The organism is Sulfuritalea sp. (genome assembly GCF_017302275.1).
Taxonomy (GTDB): domain Bacteria; phylum Pseudomonadota; class Gammaproteobacteria; order Burkholderiales; family Rhodocyclaceae; genus Sulfuritalea.
This window is the reverse complement of sequence record NZ_JAFLDR010000043.1, coordinates 13954-32439: the sequence shown is the minus strand read 5'-3', so window position 1 is coordinate 32439 and position 18486 is coordinate 13954. Positions and strand designations below refer to the sequence as shown.

19 protein-coding genes are annotated in these 18486 nt (G+C 64.6%); 13 read left to right on the top strand and 6 right to left on the bottom strand.

Going from position 1 to position 18486, the window contains the following annotated elements:
- From J0M27_RS18000 to J0M27_RS17990, 3 genes are all read left to right on the top strand, one after another.
- Positions 1 to 1365, top strand: a 1365-nt coding sequence (locus tag J0M27_RS18000) for a CoA-acylating methylmalonate-semialdehyde dehydrogenase (RefSeq protein WP_294994981.1), incomplete at its 5' end; no start/stop codon positions are given.
- Positions 1362 to 2993 (top strand): GMC family oxidoreductase N-terminal domain-containing protein, encoded by a 1632-nt coding sequence (locus J0M27_RS17995; protein WP_294994978.1) that lies wholly within the window; start codon positions 1362 to 1364, stop codon positions 2991 to 2993. The genes J0M27_RS18000 and J0M27_RS17995, both read left to right, overlap by 4 nt.
- A complete protein-coding gene (locus J0M27_RS17990; RefSeq protein ID WP_294994975.1) occupies positions 2990 to 3940 on the top strand; it encodes an MBL fold metallo-hydrolase in 951 nt (316 codons plus the stop codon). Before J0M27_RS17995 ends, J0M27_RS17990 begins: the two co-directional genes overlap by 4 nt.
- 9 nt (positions 3941 to 3949) lie before the next feature.
- Here the strand turns inward: J0M27_RS17990 and J0M27_RS17985 are convergent, their stop codons facing one another.
- Positions 3950 to 4543, bottom strand: coding sequence for a malonic semialdehyde reductase (locus J0M27_RS17985; protein ID WP_294994972.1), 594 nt, complete (start codon positions 4541 to 4543; stop codon positions 3950 to 3952).
- 249 nt (positions 4544 to 4792) lie between these two features.
- Between J0M27_RS17985 and J0M27_RS17980 the strand changes: the two genes are divergently transcribed.
- From J0M27_RS17980 to J0M27_RS17945, 8 genes are all read left to right on the top strand, one after another.
- Entirely contained in the window at positions 4793 to 4939 is a 147-nt protein-coding gene (locus J0M27_RS17980; RefSeq protein ID WP_294994970.1) for a hypothetical protein, read from the top strand.
- A gap of 30 nt (positions 4940 to 4969) precedes the next feature.
- A complete protein-coding gene (locus J0M27_RS17975; RefSeq protein ID WP_294994967.1) occupies positions 4970 to 5509 on the top strand; it encodes a hypothetical protein in 540 nt (179 codons plus the stop codon).
- Positions 5510 to 5522: 13 nt separating this feature from the next.
- On the top strand, positions 5523 to 7217 hold the full coding sequence (locus tag J0M27_RS17970; protein WP_294994964.1) for a cbb3-type cytochrome c oxidase subunit I: 1695 nt from the start codon (positions 5523 to 5525) through the stop codon (positions 7215 to 7217).
- 109 nt (positions 7218 to 7326) lie between these two features.
- The gene (cyoE, locus tag J0M27_RS17965; RefSeq protein ID WP_294994961.1) at positions 7327 to 8211 is read left to right on the top strand and encodes a heme o synthase; all 885 of its coding nucleotides are present in this window, start codon (positions 7327 to 7329) and stop codon (positions 8209 to 8211) included.
- Between the two features lie 14 nt (positions 8212 to 8225).
- The gene (locus J0M27_RS17960; RefSeq protein WP_294994958.1) at positions 8226 to 9095 is read left to right on the top strand and encodes an SCO family protein; all 870 of its coding nucleotides are present in this window, start codon (positions 8226 to 8228) and stop codon (positions 9093 to 9095) included.
- A gap of 83 nt (positions 9096 to 9178) precedes the next feature.
- Positions 9179 to 10738 carry a hydrogenase iron-sulfur subunit gene (locus J0M27_RS17955; RefSeq protein ID WP_294994955.1) on the top strand — a complete coding sequence of 520 codons (1560 nt, stop codon included), beginning with the start codon at positions 9179 to 9181 and terminating at the stop codon, positions 10736 to 10738.
- The gene (locus J0M27_RS17950) at positions 10731 to 11240 is read left to right on the top strand and encodes a hypothetical protein (RefSeq protein ID WP_294994953.1); all 510 of its coding nucleotides are present in this window, start codon (positions 10731 to 10733) and stop codon (positions 11238 to 11240) included. The genes J0M27_RS17955 and J0M27_RS17950 overlap by 8 nt, the downstream gene beginning before the upstream one ends.
- Before the next feature lie 14 nt (positions 11241 to 11254).
- The gene (locus tag J0M27_RS17945) at positions 11255 to 13168 is read left to right on the top strand and encodes a 2Fe-2S iron-sulfur cluster-binding protein (protein WP_294994951.1); all 1914 of its coding nucleotides are present in this window, start codon (positions 11255 to 11257) and stop codon (positions 13166 to 13168) included.
- A 103-nt stretch (positions 13169 to 13271) separates the two neighbouring features.
- Here the strand turns inward: J0M27_RS17945 and J0M27_RS17940 are convergent, their stop codons facing one another.
- Positions 13272 to 14612, bottom strand: a complete 1341-nt coding sequence (locus J0M27_RS17940) for a cbb3-type cytochrome c oxidase subunit I (RefSeq protein ID WP_294994949.1) — start codon at positions 14610 to 14612, stop codon at positions 13272 to 13274.
- 94 nt (positions 14613 to 14706) lie between these two features.
- On the opposite strand from J0M27_RS17940, the gene J0M27_RS17935 reads away from it, so the two are divergent.
- Both J0M27_RS17935 and J0M27_RS17930 read left to right on the top strand, forming a co-directional pair.
- Complete coding sequence (locus J0M27_RS17935; RefSeq protein WP_294994946.1) at positions 14707 to 15288, top strand: SCO family protein; 582 nt, start codon at positions 14707 to 14709, stop codon at positions 15286 to 15288.
- A gap of 20 nt (positions 15289 to 15308) precedes the next feature.
- A complete protein-coding gene (locus J0M27_RS17930; protein WP_294994943.1) occupies positions 15309 to 15743 on the top strand; it encodes a DUF1318 domain-containing protein in 435 nt (144 codons plus the stop codon).
- Between the two features lie 42 nt (positions 15744 to 15785).
- Here the strand turns inward: J0M27_RS17930 and J0M27_RS17925 are convergent, their stop codons facing one another.
- The 4 genes from J0M27_RS17925 to J0M27_RS17910 all read right to left on the bottom strand — a co-directional run bounded on the left by J0M27_RS17925 (position 15786) and on the right by J0M27_RS17910 (position 18476).
- Complete coding sequence (locus tag J0M27_RS17925) at positions 15786 to 15983, bottom strand: hypothetical protein (protein ID WP_294994940.1); 198 nt, start codon at positions 15981 to 15983, stop codon at positions 15786 to 15788.
- Positions 15980 to 16264, bottom strand: a complete 285-nt coding sequence (locus tag J0M27_RS17920; RefSeq protein ID WP_294994937.1) for a type II toxin-antitoxin system HicA family toxin — start codon at positions 16262 to 16264, stop codon at positions 15980 to 15982. The genes J0M27_RS17925 and J0M27_RS17920 overlap by 4 nt, the downstream gene beginning before the upstream one ends.
- A gap of 52 nt (positions 16265 to 16316) precedes the next feature.
- On the bottom strand, positions 16317 to 17909 hold the full coding sequence (locus J0M27_RS17915) for a cytochrome D1 domain-containing protein (RefSeq protein WP_294994934.1): 1593 nt from the start codon (positions 17907 to 17909) through the stop codon (positions 16317 to 16319).
- A gap of 93 nt (positions 17910 to 18002) precedes the next feature.
- A complete protein-coding gene (locus tag J0M27_RS17910) occupies positions 18003 to 18476 on the bottom strand; it encodes a nitrous oxide reductase accessory protein NosL (RefSeq protein WP_294994932.1) in 474 nt (157 codons plus the stop codon).
- Between the last annotated feature and the right edge of the window lie 10 nt (positions 18477 to 18486).

Genomic DNA, 18486 nt, shown 5'->3' with positions numbered 1-18486 from the left:
GACCGCGCGGTGACCGCCGCCCGTGCCGCGGCCGCCGACTGGGGCAACGCCGCGCCGCAGCGCCGCGCCCGCGTCATGTTCAAGTTCCGCGACCTCGTCGAACGCTACTCGAACGACATCGCCCGCCTGCTCTCGGCCGAGCACGGCAAGACCCTGCCCGACGCGCTGGGCGAGGTGCAGCGCGGACTCGAAGTCATCGAGTTCGCCTGCGGCATTCCGCAACTGCTCAAGGGCCAGCATTCGCATGGCATCGGCGGCGGCATCGACCACTGGAGCCAGCGCATGCCGCTCGGGGTCACCGCCGGCATCACGCCCTTCAACTTTCCCTTCATGGTGCCGATGTGGATGGCGCCGATGGCCCTGGCCTGCGGTAACAGCTTCATCCTCAAGCCTTCGGAGCGCGATCCCTCGCCTTCGCTGTTCGCCGCCGAACTGCTCCATGACGCTGGCCTGCCGGCGGGTGCCTTCAACGTGGTGCAGGGCGACAAGGAGGCAGTGGACGCCCTGCTCGAACACCCGGACGTGCAGGCCGTGTCCTTCGTCGGCTCGACGCCGATCGCGAAATACATCCAGGCCCGTGGCATCGCCCACGGCAAGCGGGTGCAGGCCCTGGGCGGGGCCAAGAACCACATGGTGGTGATGCCCGATGCCGACCTCGACGGCGCGGCGGACGCGCTGATCGGCGCCGCCTACGGCTCGGCCGGCGAGCGCTGCATGGCGATCTCGGTCGCCGTCGCCGTCGGCAGTTGTGCCGACGAACTGGTGGCCAAGGTCGGCGAACGCGCGAAGACCTTGAAAGTCGGCGCCGGCGACACGGCGAATGTGGACATGGGGCCGCTGGTGACCGGAGTGCACCGCGACAAGGTGGCCAGCTACATCGCCGCCGGCGTAAGGGAAGGCGCGAGGCTGGTGCTCGACGGCCGCGAGAATCTTGTCGGCGAACTGGCCCAGGGCTTCTTCATCAACCCGACGCTGTTCGACCACGTCAGGACGGACATGAGCATCTACCAGGAGGAAATATTCGGCCCGGTGCTGTGCGTGGTGCGCGTGCCGACCTTCGCCGCCGCGGTGGAACTGATCAACCGCCACAGCTTCGCCAACGGCGTCGCCTGCTTCACGCGCGACGGCGGCACGGCGCAGGCCTTCGTGCAGAAGATCGAAGTCGGCATGGTCGGCATCAACGTGCCGATCCCGGTGCCCATGGCCTGGCATTCCTTCGGCGGCTGGAAGGCCAGCCTGTTCGGCGACCACCACATCTACGGCGAGGAAGGGGTGCGCTTCTACACGCGGTACAAGGCCATCATGCAGCGCTGGCCGGGCTCGGAATCGAAAGGCCCCGAATTCGTCATGCCGGTGAACAAGTGACGCAGCCCGTCGATTTCGGCGAGTTCGACTACGTCATCGCCGGCGGCGGCACCGCCGGCTGCGTGCTGGCCAACCGCCTCTCGGCCGATCCCGACGTGACGGTGCTGCTGCTCGAAGCCGGCGGCAAGGATGACTGGATCTGGATCCACATCCCGATCGGCTACCTCAAGTGCATCAACAACCCGCGCACCGACTGGTGCTACAAGACCGAGGCCGAGCCGGGCCTCAATGGCCGTTCGATCATCTACGCCCGCGGCAAGGTGCTCGGCGGCTGCTCCTCGATCAACGGCATGCTCTACCTGCGCGGCCAGGTGCGCGACTACGACGAGTGGGCGCGGATCACCGGCGATTCGCGCTGGAACTGGGACAGCGTGCTGCCCATCTTCAAGCAGAGCGAGGATTACTGGGGCGGCGCCGACGCCATGCACGGCGACCAGGGCGAATGGCGCGTCGAGAAGCAGCGCCTGCACTGGGACATCCTCGACCGCTACACCGAGGCCGCGCAGCAGGCGGGCATCCCCTTCAAGTCCGACTACAACCACGGTGACAATTTCGGCATCGGCCACTTCGAGGTGAACCAGAAGAAGGGCGTGCGCTGGAATGCCTCCAAGGCCATGCTGCGCCCGGTACTCCACCGCCCGAACCTCAAGGTCGTCACCGGCGCGCTGATCGACAAGCTGATTTTCGATGGCAAGGAAGCGCGCGGCGTCGAGTTCAGCCTTGGCGGTTTGCCGCACAAGGTCAGGGCGCGCATCGAGACCCTGCTCACGGCCGGCGCCATCGGCTCGCCGGCAATCCTGCAGCGCTCCGGCATCGGTCCGGCTGCGCTGCTGCAAAACCGTGGCGTGCCCCTGCTGCACGACCTGCCCGGCGTCGGCGGCAACCTGCAGGATCACCTGCAGTTGCGCATGATCTTCAAGGTCCATGGCATCAAGACGCTGAACCAGCGCGCCAACAGCCTGTGGGGCAAGGCGATGATGGGTTTGGAGTACGCGCTGTTCCGCAGCGGCCCCTTGTCGATGGCACCCAGCCAGTTGGGTGGCTTCTTTCATTCCTCGCCCGAAGTGGCAACCCCCGACCTCGAATTCCACGTCCAGCCCCTGTCGCTGGAGAAATTCGGCGATCCGCTGCACTCCTTCCCGGCCTTCACCGCAAGCGTGTGCAACCTGCGTCCGTCCTCGCGCGGCGTGGTGCATATCCGCGACCGCAACCCGGCGACGGCACCGGTCATCGCACCGAACTACCTGTCCACCGACAACGACCGCCAGGTCGCCGCGCGCGCGCTGCGCCTGACGCACAACATCGTCGCCCAGCCGGCCATGGCGCCCTACCGTCCCGAAGAGCACCAGCCCGGCGCGCAGAAGCAGACGGACGAGGATCTGGCCAGGGCGGCCGGCGACATCGGCACCACCATCTTCCATCCCACCTGCACCTGCGCCATGGGCCGGGCCGACGACCCGAACGCAGTGGTCGATTCCGAGCTGCGCGTGCGCGGCATCGGCCGCCTGCGCGTGATCGATGCCTCGATCATGCCGACCATCACCTCGGGCAATACCAATGCGCCGACGGTGATGATCGCCGAACGCGGCGCCGAGCTGATCCGCGCCGCGCGGAGAACCGCGCCGTGACCGGCCCGCTCATCGATTACCACAACGGCATTTATGCCTTCGATGCCGACTATATGCGTCCCTTGCTGGCTGCCATCCACCTGATCGAAAGCGACGGTCGCGCCGCTTTTGTCGATACCGCCAACTTCGAAGTCATGCCGCAGGCGCTGGCGGCGCTGGGGGCGCGAGGCCTCGGTCCGGAATCAGTGGACTACGTGATCCTGACCCACATCCACCTCGATCACGCCGGCGGCGCCGGAGTAATGATGGAAGCCTTCCCCAACGCCAAACTGGTGGTGCATCCGCGCGGCGCGCGACACATGGTCGAGCCCTCGAAGCTGATGGCCGGCGTCGAGGGGGTGTATGGCCAGGAGCGCGCGCGGCGCATGTACGGCAGCCTGATCCCGATTCCCGCCGCGCGCATCATCGAGGCCCGCGACAACACCGTACTCAGGCTCGGCTCGCGTGAGCTACTCTGCATCGACGCGCCGGGCCATGCCAAACACCACATCGCCATCGTCGACCGCCAGTCGGGCGGCATCTTCACCGGCGACACCTTTGGCATTTCCTACCGCGAACTCGATGTCGACGGACGGCCGCTGATCATGCCCTCATCGACGCCGATCCAGTTCGACCCCGACGAAATGCGCGCCTCGATCGAGCTCATGCTGTCGTTCAATCCGGACGCGGTGTATCTGACCCACTTCAGCCGGCTCGCGCCGCCCGCCGAACTGGGGCGCAAGGTGCTGCGCCTGCTCGACCGCTATGTGGATATCGCGCTCGGTGCGAGCGCCGCCGCCGACAAGACCGCCGTGATCCGCGACGGACTGACCCGGCTGCTGCTGGACGAGGCGCGCCACCATGGCGTGCGCATCTCGGACCAGAGCATCCTCGAAATCTGGCACCTCGACCTGGAACTCAACGCCCAGGGCCTCGCCTACTGGCTGGAGTCGCAGGAAGCGGCGTGAACCATTCGATCACAGGATCTGCGCCGCCTCCTCGAAGGCCAGGCGCGGGCCGCGCGGATAGTGCCCGCCGGTTTCCAGGCCATAGCCCATGTTGACGATGAAATTGCTCTTCCAGCGCCCGTCGGGAAAGAACTCGGCATCCACTTTCGCCGCATCGAAGCCGCTCATCGGCCCGCAATCCAGGCCCAAGGCGCGCGCCGCCAGCATCAGGTAGGCGCCCTGCAGCGAACTGTTGCGGAAGGCCGTGGCTTCCGCCAGCGGCGCATTGCCGGCAAACATCGGGCGCGCGTCGTAGGCCTTGAACTGGGTCGGCAGGTGGTCGAAAAAGCACGTATCCATGGCCACGATCGCGGTCAGCGGCGCCTTGCGCGTCTTTTCCGCGTTGGCGGCGATCATGGCCGGAATCAAGCGCTCGCGCGCCGAACCGGGCCTTAGAAAGACATAGCGCCCCGGCTGGGCGTTCATCGAGGTCGGCCCCCATTTCAGCAGTTCGTAGAGCTCGCGGATAACGTCCTCGGCAACCGGCTGGTCGGCGAACTTGTTGAAGGTATGCGCCTGGCGAAAGAGCTGGTCCAGCGCGCTGAGATCAAGGGAGGGTTTCATCGGGGACTCCGGAAAGGTGGTTCAAAATGTGGTGGGTCAATAGCTTACCAGTGCCCAGGGGCCGACTGCGGCCATCCGCCGCTGCGACGAATTGCCGCAGCGCAGCAGGGAAGTCGTTGCAAACGCTGTGTTTTCTTGTCCTGAATCAATTACCCTAGCACCCTGTGCGGGCTATCTTCGCTGGCACGAGTATTTAGTATTTCCGATTCAACCGCGCGCGGCACGCGCCATAAAAATGAGGGCAGAAAAATGGCGAACAACGACGAAGACGTTCCTTTCATGCAGAAGCTGCTGGACAACCACTTCCTGCTCCTGTTCCTCGGGGTTGCGTCTCCCGGAGTCTTGTACATCCTTTGGGGCATCGTAGACATCATGAGCGTTCCGCTCGCCAAATAAGCAGTTCCGTCAATCAGGGAGATTTTCAATATGAGCGCAATCCTGCCGCCGTCAGATAGGTTGTGGTGGAAAACGCCGATTTCCGGCCAAGAATGGGTCTGGATCGGTATTGCCTTCGTCTGGGGCATGATCATGTTCGTCATGATGATTTACTGGCACGTCAATGGCAAACAGAACCTTTCCAACGAGGTGTACAAGACCACCACGGAAATGTTCACCGCCAAGACGGAAGCCTTCGTCAAGGAAAACACCATCCGCACCGAGACCGAGCAGCAGATTCCGGTCGCCAAGCCGAATGCCAAGGGCGAGGCCTTCCTGCTGGCGCGTCTGTGGGCCTGGTATCCGATCCTGGAGCTGGAAGCCGGCAAGACCTACAAGATCCACCTCTCCTCGGTGGATTACAACCATGGCTTTTCCTTGCAGCCGACCAACATCAATATCCAGGTCATTCCCGGCTATGAACACGTGGTCAAGATGACCCCGACCAAGGCCGGCACCTACTCCATCGTCTGCAATGAATTCTGCGGCATCGGGCACCACTCGATGCTCGGCCGTATTTACGTGAAATAAAGGGGACACCGAGATGGCTCAATACCGTACCTGTCCGCGCACCGGGCTTCAATTCGAACTCGAAGCCGACAAGCTGATGCGCTGGAATGCCGTAGCCGGCGTCCTCTGGCTGCTGGTGGGCGGCATCACCGCCCTGCTGGTGATCCTCACCCGCTGGCCGGCGATCAAGCTGCTGCCGGCCGACCAGTTCTACATGATCCTGACGGTGCATGGCGTCGACATGCTGATCTTCTGGATCATCTTCTTCGAGATCGCGGTGCTCTACTTCGCCTCATCGACGCTGCTGCGCTGCCGGCTGGCGACGCCCAAGGTCGCCTGGGCCGCCTTCTGGCTGATGGTGGTGGGCAGCATCATGACCAACGTCGCCATCTTCCAGGGCGAGTCGAGCGTGATGTTCACCTCCTACGTGCCGATGATGGCCGCACCCCACTTCTACCTCGGCATCATCCTGTTCGCGGTGGGCGCCCTGATCGGCTGCGGCGTGTTCTTCGGCACGCTGGTGGTGGCCAGGCGCGACAAGACCTACACCGGATCGATTCCGCTGGTAACCTTCGGCGCCCTGACGGCGGCAATCATCGCCGTGTTCACGATCCTGGCCGGCGCCGGCATCCTGCTGCCGACCTTGCTCTGGTCGGTTGGCCTGATCAAGGAAGTCGATGCCCAGTTGTATCGCATGGTCTGGTGGGCGCTGGGTCACTCCTCGCAGCAGATCAACGTCGCTGCCCACGTCTCGATCTGGTACCTGATCGCCGCCGTGGTCTTCGGCGCCAAGCCGCTTTCGGAAAAGGTGTCGCGCTTCGCCTTCCTGCTCTACATCCTGTTCCTGCAACTGGCCTCGGCCCACCACCTGCTGTCCGACCCGGGCATGAGCGCGGAGTGGAAGGTGCTCAACACCTCCTACTTCATGTACTTCGCGGTGATGGCCTCGATGATCCACGGCTTCACGGTTCCGGGCGCGATCGAAGCCGCCCAGCGCAAGAAAGGCCTGACCAACGGCCTGTTCGAGTGGCTGCGCAAGGCGCCCTGGGGCAACCCGGTGTTCTCGGGCATGTTCATCTCGCTGGTCAGCTTCGGTTTCCTCGGCGGCATCTCCGGTGTCGTGCTCGGTACCGAGCAGATCAACATGCTGATGCACAACACCTTCTACGTGCCGGGTCACTTCCACACCACGGTAGTCACCGGCACCACGCTGGCGTTCATGGCCGTCACCTACCTGCTGGTGCCGACCCTGTTCCGTCGCGAGATGATGTTCCCCAAGCTGTGCCAGATCCAGCCCTACCTGTTCGGCATCAGCATGTCGGTACTCGGCCTGGTGATGATGGGCGCCGGCACCCTCGGCGTCTCCCGTCGCCATTGGGACATGGCCTTCTCCGGCGCGCCCTTCCAGTATGAGTGGCCGGGCGCCGCCTACCTGATGATGGGTCTCACCGGCATCTTCGGCGTGATCGCGGTCATCGGCGGCGGCCTGTGGATCTTCCTCGTCGTCTGGTCCCTGTTGTTCGGCAAGAAGCTCGACGGCGGCCCGGTCTCCGACAAGCCGACGCCGATCCCCGACCAGTCCCTGGCGGCTCACGCCTCGGGCACCGGCAGCCACGACCATGTCTCGGTTCCGGGCACGGTGGTGCTGGCCATGACCCTCCTGGTCTGCTTCGTCCTCTACTACTTCGTGAACTGGAAGTACCTGTCCGAAGTCTGGGGTCTGAGCTGATCCTTCGCTAGCACAGGCTCCCGCGCTCCCGCGCGGGGCCTGCGTGAATCGGGCCTGGCGGACAGGCCCGATTCACGCAGGTTGAACCAACCCCCATACCCAATCGCCCATGGAAAAGACGCTGCCCAAGCCTTCCGGAATCGGCTTCCGCACCATCGCCGGAGTTTTCAAGTTGCGTATCGGCGTGGTCATCACCTTTACCGCGCTGGCCGGCTTGGCCGTCAGCTCCGGTCCCAGCTTGAGCGCGATGCAACTCGTCATCCTGACCCTCGCGGTACTGGTTTCCTCGGCCAGTGCCGGCGCCTTCAACCAATACTACGAGCACGACACCGATCCGCTGATGTCGCGCACCAAGAATCGCCCTTTCGCCACCGGCGAGGTCAAGCATGGCCCGATCTGGCTGGTGGTGATCTTCGGTCTGATGGCGGTCTCCGTGGCTGCCGCCTGGATGGCACTGAACGCCTGGGCCGCGCTGTTCACCTTCCTTGGCGCTTTTTTCTACGCCATTGTCTATACCGTCTGGCTCAAGCGCCGCACCTGGCTCAACATCGTCTTCGGCGGGCTCGCCGGCAGTTGGGCCGTGCTGGCCGGCGCCACCGCCGCCGAACCGCAGGTGGGTGCCGTACCGCTGGCGCTGGCTTTCGTGCTGTTCCTGTGGACGCCACCCCACTTCTGGAGTCTGGCCATCGCCTATCGCGACGACTACGCTGCCGCCGGCGTACCCATGCTGCCGGTGGTGGTCGGCGATGCGCGCGCGGCACAGGCCATATTCGCCAGCACCCTGGTTCTGGTCGCTGCCACCTTCGTGCCGCTGTTCTTCGGCCTGGGCATTATCTACTTCGCCGGGGCCGCCCTGGGCGGCGCGCTTTTCATCCAGAAGGCTTGGCGCCTCGCGCGGGACCCGGGCCGCGGCACGGCGATGGCCTGCTTCCATTCCTCGCTGGCGCAGTTGACGCTGGTGCTCGCCACGGCGATCATAGACGCCCGCTTCTAGCCGGGCTCGTTGCCATGCGTTTCCCGATCCGCTCTGCACTCGCGGTCGCGTTCTTGCTGCTTGCCGCCAAAGTCGGCGCCGGTACCACGGCGGCGCCAATGGCGGCCGTGCCGCAGGGCGACCGTAGCGGCCTCGTGCTGACTACGTTGGACAACAAGATCGCCTACGAGCGATCGCAGGCCGCCATCGGCCGCCAGATCGGCGACCACGTCCTGCTCGACCGACGCGGCAAACCCGTGCGCCTGGCCGACTACAAGGGCAAACCGCTGCTGGTCAATTTCATTTACACCGCCTGCTTCCAGGTCTGCCCGACCACCACGCGCAACCTGCAGAAGGCGGTCGAAAACACCGTCGCCATGCTCGGCGCCAACCGCTTTCACATCGTCAGCATCGGCTTCAACCAGCCCTTCGACTCGCCCGAGGCATTGAAGGCGTTCTCCCATCAGCACGGCATCAACCTGCCCAACTGGGAGTTCCTCAGCCCGGCGGCCGCCATCGTCGGTGAGCTGACCGCCGATTTTGGGTTCAGCTACGCCACCACCACCGCCGGCTTCGACCATCTCAACCAGGTCACGTTTGTCGATGCCGAAGGTCGCATCGTGCGCCAGGTGTATGGCGAGAGCTTCACCGCCGAGGACATCGCCGAACCGCTAAAGCGCATGGTCACCGGCGCGCCGCTGCCGCCACAGACCAGCACCATCGAGGAACTCGCCGACCGTCTGCGCATCATCTGCTCCGTGTATGACCCGCTGACCGGGCGCTACCGCACCAACTACGCACTCTATTTTGAGATTGCAGGCTTCATCAGCTTCCTCTTTTTTCTCGGCTGGGTCGCCTGGAGCTTCACCCGCAAGACCGACTCCAGCGGGATTCGATCCGGTTGATAAGAGTCAATTCAAAAAATCGCCGAGCCGAATATCATTAATCCCTAATAATCGGCGCCGATGCCGGATTCGGGATCCCCAACGTGAGTTTGCTTGCCGCAACGCGCAGCGTTTTCGAGCGCACCGAGATCGCCTTCGACGGTGCTTTCGGTGGCGCGGATAATCCCCTGCGTCATCTTGGCGCGCTCGGCCTGTTTTTCCTCTGGATCCTCGTCGTCAGCGGTCTCTATCTCTACACCGTGCTCGACACCAGCATCGACGGCGTCTACAACTCGATCGACTGGCTGACCCGGGAACAGTGGTATCTCGGCGGCGTGATGCGCAGCCTGCATCGCTACGCCTCGGATGCCTTCGTCCTGGTGATGTTCCTGCACCTGCTGCGCGAGTGGGCCTACGGGCGCTACCATGGCTTCCGCCTTTACTCGTGGGTCACCGGCGTGCCGCTGATCTGGCTGGTTTTCATTTCCGGCATCGGCGGCTACTGGATAGTCTGGGACCGGCTGGCGCAGTTCTCGGCGGTGGCCACCACCGAGTTGCTTGACTGGCTGCCGCTGTTCAACGGCGCCACGGCGCGCAATTTCCTCGCCCCCGACTTGATCAACGACCGCTTCTTCACGGTGCTGGTGTTCATCCACATCGGCGTGCCGCTGATGCTGCTGCTCGGCCTCTGGGCCCACGTCAATCGCATCAGCCGGGTGGACTACCTGCCGTCGCGTCGCGTCATGCTGGCGACATTGGCGGCCTTCCTGCTGCTGGCCGCCGTCAAGCCCGCCGTGTCGGAAGCCCCGGCCGATCTCGCGGTGGTGGCCACCGGCCTGCGCTTGGACTGGTTCATCCTGTTCCTCCATCCGCTGACCGACCTGACGTCGCCCGCCGCCGTGTGGGCCCTGATCTTCGGTGTCACCATCCTGCTCTTTGCCCTGCCCTTCCTGCCCCACCCGGCACGCCAGGACATCGCCGTGGTCGATGCGCCCAACTGCAATGGCTGTAGCCGCTGCCACGTCGATTGCCCCTACGAGGCCATCACCATGGCGCCGCACCCGGACAAGCGCGGCCATCAGATCGCCATCGTCGACGCCGACCTCTGCGCCGGCTGCGGGATTTGCGCCGGCTCCTGCCCATCGTCGACGCCTTTCCGCAGCCAGCAAACCCTGGTCACCGGCATCGACATGCCTCAGCAGCCCGTCGACGTGATGCGCCAGCAGCTCGAAACCGGCCTGGCGAAGCTGACCGGGCGCCACCGGCTGGTGGTTTTCGGCTGCGACCAGGCTGCGGACGTGCGACCGTTGGCCGGCACCGACACGGTCGCCATCAGCCTGATCTGCGCCGGCATGCTGCCGCCATCCTTCATCGAATACGCCCTGCGCAGCGGGGCCGACGGCGTGGTGGTGGCCGGCTGCCGCGATGGCGGCTGCGAATTCCGCCTCGGCATGGAATGGACCCGCGAACGCCTGACGCGGCGCCGCGAACCGAATCTGCGCCAGTTGGTGCCGCTCGATCGCATTGAAATCGTCCCCGTCGCGCGCGGCGAAGACAGCAAGCTCGCCACCGTGGTAGCCGAATTCCGCCGCCGACTCGAAACCACGCCTGAAACACATAGCAAGATTCCCGCCTTTACCCGGAGAACCCAACACCATGGCTAAACCCGCTGCCATCATCGGGCAAATCGTGCTTTACGGCGCCTTTGCCGCCTTCATCGGTTACTTTTCGACCAATCCGATCTACAAGCAGATTCCGGACGACGTGGCCCTGGTCAAGCTGTCCATGAGCCACCTCGGCGGACGCGAATGCCGCAAGCGCACGGCCGAGGAACTCGCCAAGCTGCCGCCCAACATGCGCGCGCCGCTGGATTGCCCGCGCGGCCGTTCGGACACCAAGATCGTCCTGGAACTCGACGACAAGCCCCTCTATGAGGTCATCATGCACCCCACCGGCCTTTCGCGCGACGGCGTCGGCACGGTATTCAAGCGCTTCGAACTGAAAGCCGGCACCTACAAGCTCGCCGCCAGGATGAACGACAACCTGGTCAATCCCGGCTACAACTTCGTCAAGGAAGAGCAAATCACATTGAAGCCGGCGCAGGTGCTGGTGATCGATTTCAACCCCGACCAAGGCGGTCTGTTCTTCCGCCAGGCCAAGAACTGACGCCGACCACGACCATGCTAAAACTCATCCAATCCCTCGTGCGCTGGTTCTTCATGCGCTTCGAGAACGTGTTCAATCTCGCCTTCGGCGAAAAGCTGAACCCCTTCTATCACCTCGGCACCATCAGTTTCTGGCAATTCTGGCTGCTGATCGGCACCGGCCTGTATTTGTATATCTTCGCCGAAACCGGGGTACACGACGCCTACCAGTCGGTCGAGCGCATCACCCACAATCAGTGGTGGGCCGGCGGCATCATGCGCAGCGTGCACCGCTACGCCACCGACGGCATGATCCTGACCATGCTGCTGCACATGCTGCGCCACTTCGCCTACGATCGCTACCGCGGCTTCCGCTGGTTTTCCTGGGCCATCGGCGTGGCGCTGATCTGGCTGGTGTACATCTCCGGCCTCAACGGCTTCATGCTGGTCTGGGACAAGCTGGCGCAATTCGTCGTCATCGCCACGGCCGAATGGTTCGACGTGCTGCCGATGTTCAACGGCACCCTGATCCGCAACTTCATCTACCAGGAAAACGTCAACAGCCGGCTGTTCACGCTGCTGGCATTCGTCCACATCGGCGCGCCGCTGATCGCCGGCGTACTGGCCTGGGTGCATGTGCAGCGCGTGCCGCGGGCCCACATCAATCCGCCACGGGAAATCGCCATCGCCTTCACCCTGATGTTCATCGTGCTGTCACTTGTGAAGCCGGTCGTCAGCCAGGGCGGCGAAGCCGACATGCTGGTGGTGCCGACCAACATCCAGATCGACTGGTTCCAGATGCCGACCCTGGCGCTGGTGTATTGGGTCGACCCGATGAAGCTGTGGTTCGGCATGATCGGCTTCACCCTGCTGCTCTTCCTCGCGCCCTGGCTGCCGCCCAAGCGCATGGGTGAGGCCCCGGCCGAAGCCGTCGTCACCTTCCACCCGGATCACAAGACCGTCGCCATCCGCTTCGACGAAACCCTGCTCGATGCCGGCCTGCGCCATGACATCAACCTGCCTTACGAATGCCGCAACGGCGGCTGCGGCAACTGCAAATGCACCGTGCTCAGCGGAAATGTCGATCCCGGCCTGTATCAGCCGAGCGCACTGTCGGCCGAGGAGCGCGCGGCAGGCAAGGTGCTGCTGTGCTGCGCCACGGCACTGGGCGATGTCGAGATCGAATACGAAACGTCGGCCGTTCCCTCCGCGATTCGCGAATACAGCGCCCGCGTGGTGACCATGGAGAAACTCACCCACGACGTGATGCGTGTCATGCTCAAATTGCCTCTGGGGCAACAAATCCCGTTCAAGGCCGGACAGTACATCAACATCATCCTCGACGACGGCCAGCGGCGCGCCTTCTCCTTCGCCAATCCGCCGCATCAGCCCGACCTGATCGAACTGCAGATTCGCCTGATGCCGGGCGGCCGCTTTACCACCCATGTGTTCGAACACATGAAGGAAGACGATGTCGTGCGCTTCGAAGGCCCGCTTGGTGATTTCTCCTTGCGCGAATCCGAGCGTCCGATCGTCTTCGTCGCCGGTGCCACTGGCTTCGCCCCGGTCAAGAGCATGGTCGAGGATGCCTTCCATCGCGGCCTCAAGCGTCCTATTCACCTGTACTGGGGGGTACGCAGACTGGCCGACCTGTATCTGCCGGACCTGCCGCAACGGTGGGCAAGGGATCACGAGAACTTCCACTTCATCCCGGTGCTGTCGGATGCTGCGCCGGAAGACAACTGGAACGGCCGCACAGGCCTGGTACACGAAGCCATCCTGGCCGATTTCCCCGACCTCGCCGGCAAGGAGATCTACGCCTGCGGCTCGGTGAAGATGGTCGAGGCGATCTTCCCCTCGCTGAAGAACCAGGGTGCCGAGGAAGGCATGTGCTTTTCCGATGCCTTCACCATCTCGGCGCGCTCGATGGCCTTCCAGCCGAAAAAGTAGTCGACGAATGCCGACGCGGGCGCTGCCGATCACCGTATCGCCAGCGACCGAAAGAAGTCCCTGTGGGGCGCCGCCTCTTGCTGTCGGCGGCGCGGCGCCGCAGTCAGCCGCGCTTCTTCAGCATCAGCCTGAGCAGCACCAGCACGAACATGATGCCGCCGATCACGGCGATCAGGCCGCCGGCGCCCATCATGCCCATGCCGATTTTCTGCGGCAGCGTGGTCAGCGCCTGTTCGGCGCCCGCCACCTTGCGCTGTACGCCGTAGCCGCCCGACCAGGCCAGGCCGAGGATGTGGATCAGCTGGCCGCCGCCGTACACGTAGGGCTGCCAGCGCGCCATGGCGCCATCGACCTCGCCGTAACCGAGTCGCGGGAGCAGCACGTAGGCCAGGCCCATGAAGGCCAGTGTCACGCCCACTGTCGAGCCGTGGTAGTGCGCCGGAATCACCACGTTGGCGCCCTGGATCATGTAGCCCAGCACGCCACCCGTGGCAAACAGGACGAACGACGCGACAAAGGCGGATTTCGCCCCGCTTGCCGGCGCGCCGCGCACCGCCCACAGCGCCAGCAGGCCGGCCAGGATCAGCGGCGCCATGTAGGGGTGGCCCCAGATCATCAGCTTGGCGAAGAGCTCCATGTGCGGCAGTTCGCCGGCGGGGATGGTCAGGTAGATCGCCGGCACCACCAGCAAGGGCAGCGCAGCGATCCAGAACATCGCCGACAGCGCGCGCGGCGTATCGTCCATGCCCTTGCCCAGCGCGGAGCCTATCCACAGCCAGGCCACCACCATCAGCAGCGCGTGCTGGAATTGCAGGGTATGCCCGCCGCCCCAGAACAGGACTTCGAAATACAGCTTGTCCTCGATCTCCGGCGAGCGCGGCACGATCAGGAACGACCAGATGAAGGCGCCCAGCGCCAGGAAGGCCGCCACAGCGCCGAGGAAGGCGCCGGTTTGCAGCGGCGCGCCGAACGCCGGGCGCGGCCAGGTGGTAAGCAGGGCGCGCAGCACCGCCAGCGCGAAGCCCGCGCCGCAAATCCACAGCGAGGCATGGAAGAAGGGCTGCTGCAACACCGGGATGTAGTTGTTGAGTACCGGCTCGGCGCCGGGCAGGAAGGGCGAGACGGTCATCAGCGCCGTGCCCAGCGCCGCCAGCCCCAGCCCTGCCCAGCCCAGCCAGGCGTGGGCGGCGCGCCCCAGCGCGCTCCAGATCACGGCGGCGAAGGCCATGAACCAGATCGCCACCGAGAGGTCGACATGCACCACCAGCGCGGCACGGAAGAAACCCTTCAGCGGAAAGACATCCTGGATGCCCGGCGTGCGCGACAGAACCAGCAGGATGGCCAGCAGGCCGGAGCCGATGAGGGCCATTAGCCCCATCCACAGCCAGGCGCGGGCGAGCTTTTGCGGCGCCCCCGGGGCGACCTCGATGATATGCGAATTCACTATTGTCCCGCGAAAATATAAGAAGTATACGGCAAGCTTGGAGGGCGGAGAGGTTACACTAGCACCCCGCCCCGGATATTTTCCCGTGCCCGCCATGAAACTCCTGTCGGCTCTGTTCCTCGCCCTCGCGCTGCTGGCTGCCGGATGCAGCGAACCGCGTAAATTCGTCTCCACCGATCTGTCCATGGTCGATTGGGGCAAGGACTTCAAGCTCACCGACCACAACGGCCAGGCGCGCAGCCTCGCCGACTTTCGCGGCAAGGCCGTGGTGCTGTTCTTCGGCTACACGCAATGCCCCGACGTCTGCCCGACCACGCTGTCGACCATGCGCGAGGCCATGACCCTGCTCGGTGAGGACGGCAAGCGCGTGCAGGTGCTGTTCGCCACCGTCGACCCGGCGCGCGACACGCAGGCATTGCTAGCCCAGTATGTGCCGAGCTTCCATCCCTCCTTCCTCGGCCTGCGCGGCAGCGACGAAGTCATCGCCGCGACGGCCAAGGACTTCAAGGTCTTCTACGTCAAGCAACCGGGCAAGACGCCCGACAGCTACAGCGTTGACCACTCGACCGGGAGCTACGCCTTCGACCCGCAGGGCAAGCTTCGCCTGCTGCTGCGCCATGGCGAGACGCCGGCGAATGTCGCCGCCGACCTCAAACTGCTGCTCGCCGGCAAATGAATCCCCACCGAAGGTCCACCATGAACAAGCTTCTGCTCCTGCTGTCCTGCCTGGCCCTGCCCGCCCTGGCCGCCACGGCCGCCGATCCGACCCGGGCCCCGATCAACCTCGACATTGGCGCGCCGACGGTGGTCGTCGTCAAGCATGCCCTGGCGCAGCGCACCTCGCGCCTGGTGCGCTTCTACGAATCCGGAGAGATCGGCCTCGGCCAGGACGGCTTCATCTACCTGCGCGACAGCAGCAAGATGACCCTCGGCAAGCGCCAGATCGCCGAAAAGCTCATCGACGTCGAGAACCAGGAGCGCAAGGCGCTGATCCAGGCCCTGGCCGACAGCAATGGCCGGCGCAACGATGAGGCCGAGGTCTGGCAGCTCCAGCGCGCCCGCTGGCAAAAGCAATGGAAGTCCGGCTGGTGGCTGCGCGACGCGGCGGGCACATGGAGCCGCAAGCCCTGATTCTGCGTTGCCCGGCAAGAATCCCCTCCTGGCAATCCCGGCCTAGCGATACTTGCTGAACACCGCCCGCGCGTCGGCTTGCGCGCGCTTCAACGTGCATATTGACGGATCGTCATCGTGACCGCTGAAAAAGTCGTCGGCCTGTGCGCGCATCACGATGGCAATCGCTGTTTCGTCCCCGGCATCGAACAGCTCGGTGATCAGCGTCGCCACTTCGTCGAGGTGTTCCTCGTAGGTCACGCCGGCTTCTCCCGCTCGTCGTAGCTCGACAGGCTGACGCCTGCCGCGGCAAGGTGTTCGCGCAGGTAGCGAATGTCGTTGCGGTCCATGTCGCTGCCGTGGTGCGGATGATGCACGGTGAATTCGTGGCGATTGAGGACGACGCGAAAGCGGGCGCCGTGCGCGGATTCCACCGTGGCACCCAGGTGGTGCAGCAGCGACTCGACCTCGCGCCAGTGGATGTTGCCGCTGATCGGGTCGTGGAAAATGGCCTGCAGGACGTTGCGGTGCTTGTGGCTCATGGCCGGTGACCCGGATGATCGCGATCCCGCAACGATACCTCAGCTTCGTGCCTCAGTGGCTGGTGCCTTCCGAACGGCTGATCTTGTTGTGCAGGTTGTACTTGCCCACCGGCTTGTCCATCGGGATGCGCTTGACTTCCTTGAACGTTGCGGCGTCGAACACGATCAGCGCGCCGCCGTCGGCCTTGCGTTCCCACAGGCTGGCCAGCAGGTGCTTGCCGTCGCGGGTGAATTCGACGTGGGCCAGGGTCTTGCCCGGGTCGGTCTTCACTTCGGCGACCCTTTCCAGCGTGCGCTTGTCGATCACCTGCAGCGTGTCCTTGGCCTTGGACATCATCGAATCGGTCCAGGCGTAGGGCGTGTTCTCATGGCTGCGCATGAAGAAGCCGGGGCCCAGCGTCGGGATGCTCTTTACCGTGCTCCAGTCGTTGAGATCGATCACCGTGACCAGGCCCTCCTTGAGATTCGGCGTGGCCATCACCGTCCGCTCCGTCCCGCCCGGCGGGGCGTATTTCCAGGTGATGCCGGAACCGAGGTGGGGCATGCCCGGCAATTTGAGGTCGGCGATCTTCTTGCGCACGTCGAGGTGTACCACCTGGCCCTGGCCGGCGGTGCGCGAGGCGCCCATCAGGGTCGAGTAGTCCTGGGTGAAGAAGAAGTCGTCCAGCGGTTCGGACAGCATCGTGCGCCGCACATTGAGGAAGCCGGGGATGAAGGCACCTTCCTTGTACTGGAAGTCGTGGATGATGCCGCCGGGGATGTCCTCGGCCTTCGGGTTGTAGCTGACCTCCCAGACCTCGGGCACGTCCTTCAGCGCGGCGACGAAACTCTGCCGCGGCGCCGCGTCGTACACCGCCGAAACCCGGGAAGTCTCCTTGCCGTCGCGCCCGCGCACCGGATGCACCTTGAGCAGGTTGAGGTCGGCATCGAGCAGCACCAGGGTATGCGGCAGGTAATTGGCCACCGCCAGGTACTTGCCGTCGCCCGAGACGGCGACGTTGCGTGTGTTGATGCCGGCGCGGATCTCTGCCACCACCTTGAGGTTCCAGATGTCGAACTTGGTGATCCAGCCGTCGCGCGAGGCGAAGAATACGTAGCGCCCGTCCGGAGTGAACTTCGGGCCGCCGTGCAGCGCATAGCGGCTGGGAAAGCGGTGGATGGGTTCCAGCCTGTCGCCGTCGAGCACCGTGATGTGGTGGTCACCGGTCTCGACCACGATGAACAAGTTCATCATGTCCACGCCCTTGAACGCCTCGGCGGGTTTGCCCGGCAGGCTGCCCGGCGCGAAACTGACGATACGCGAAGCGCGGATGTCGGCTTCGCTGAGAGTCGGCGCTGGCGACACGGCGGTGTAGATGTAATCGCTCAGCGCGGCGACCTCTTCCTTGTTCATGCGGTCGGCAAAGCCCAGCATCTGGGTTGCCACACGGCCTTCGGTGATGACCTTGACGGCTTCGGGCTTGCGCAGGCGCGCGAGGCTTTCCGGCAGCAGGGCCGGGCCGGTCAGGCCGAGCCGCCCGGGACCATGGCAGGCGGCGCAGTGCTGCTGGTAGAGGGCGGGCGCATCGACGGCGGCGGCCGGCAGCGCAATGGCGCAAAGCGCGGACGCGAGGAACGCAAGGCGGCAAATCAGCGTGGTATTCATGCGGCGGACCTTTGGCGGGCTGGCTCGATGCGAGAGGCTCCAGCTTAGCCCAGCGGCGCCGCCCGGCCTTGATTTTCGCTAATTCGCGGCACTTCAGAAGCGCCCGTCGTCAAGCTGCTCCGGCATGCCGCGTAGCACCTGCTCGAAGCCCAGTATGCGGCGGCCCTTGTGGTCCTTGAGGAACTCCTCGGCGTCGGCGCGATTCGCCAATGGCAGGAATTCGTGCCCCATCGGGCCGAGCACGTCGGAGCCCGTGACGTAGAACGCCTTCTTCGCGTCGATGCGCGCGAGGCCATAAAAATCGGTGACCCAGATCGCCACCATGTCCTCGCGCCGATGGCCGGCGGCGTATTTCGCCGGATCGTGCCAGAACTTGAACATGTCCTTGGCGCCGTCGAAATGGTGGGCATGGCCATCCTTGTACACGATGGTCGCCACCCAGTTGGGATACTTCGAGACCAGCATGCCGCACACCGGGCAAAGGTCTTTCGGCCCGGGCTTGGGCGGCGCCTGGGCGGCGGCCACGGCCACCCAGATCGCCAGCAGGAAGGAAAGCAGGATACGCATGGCGAGCAGT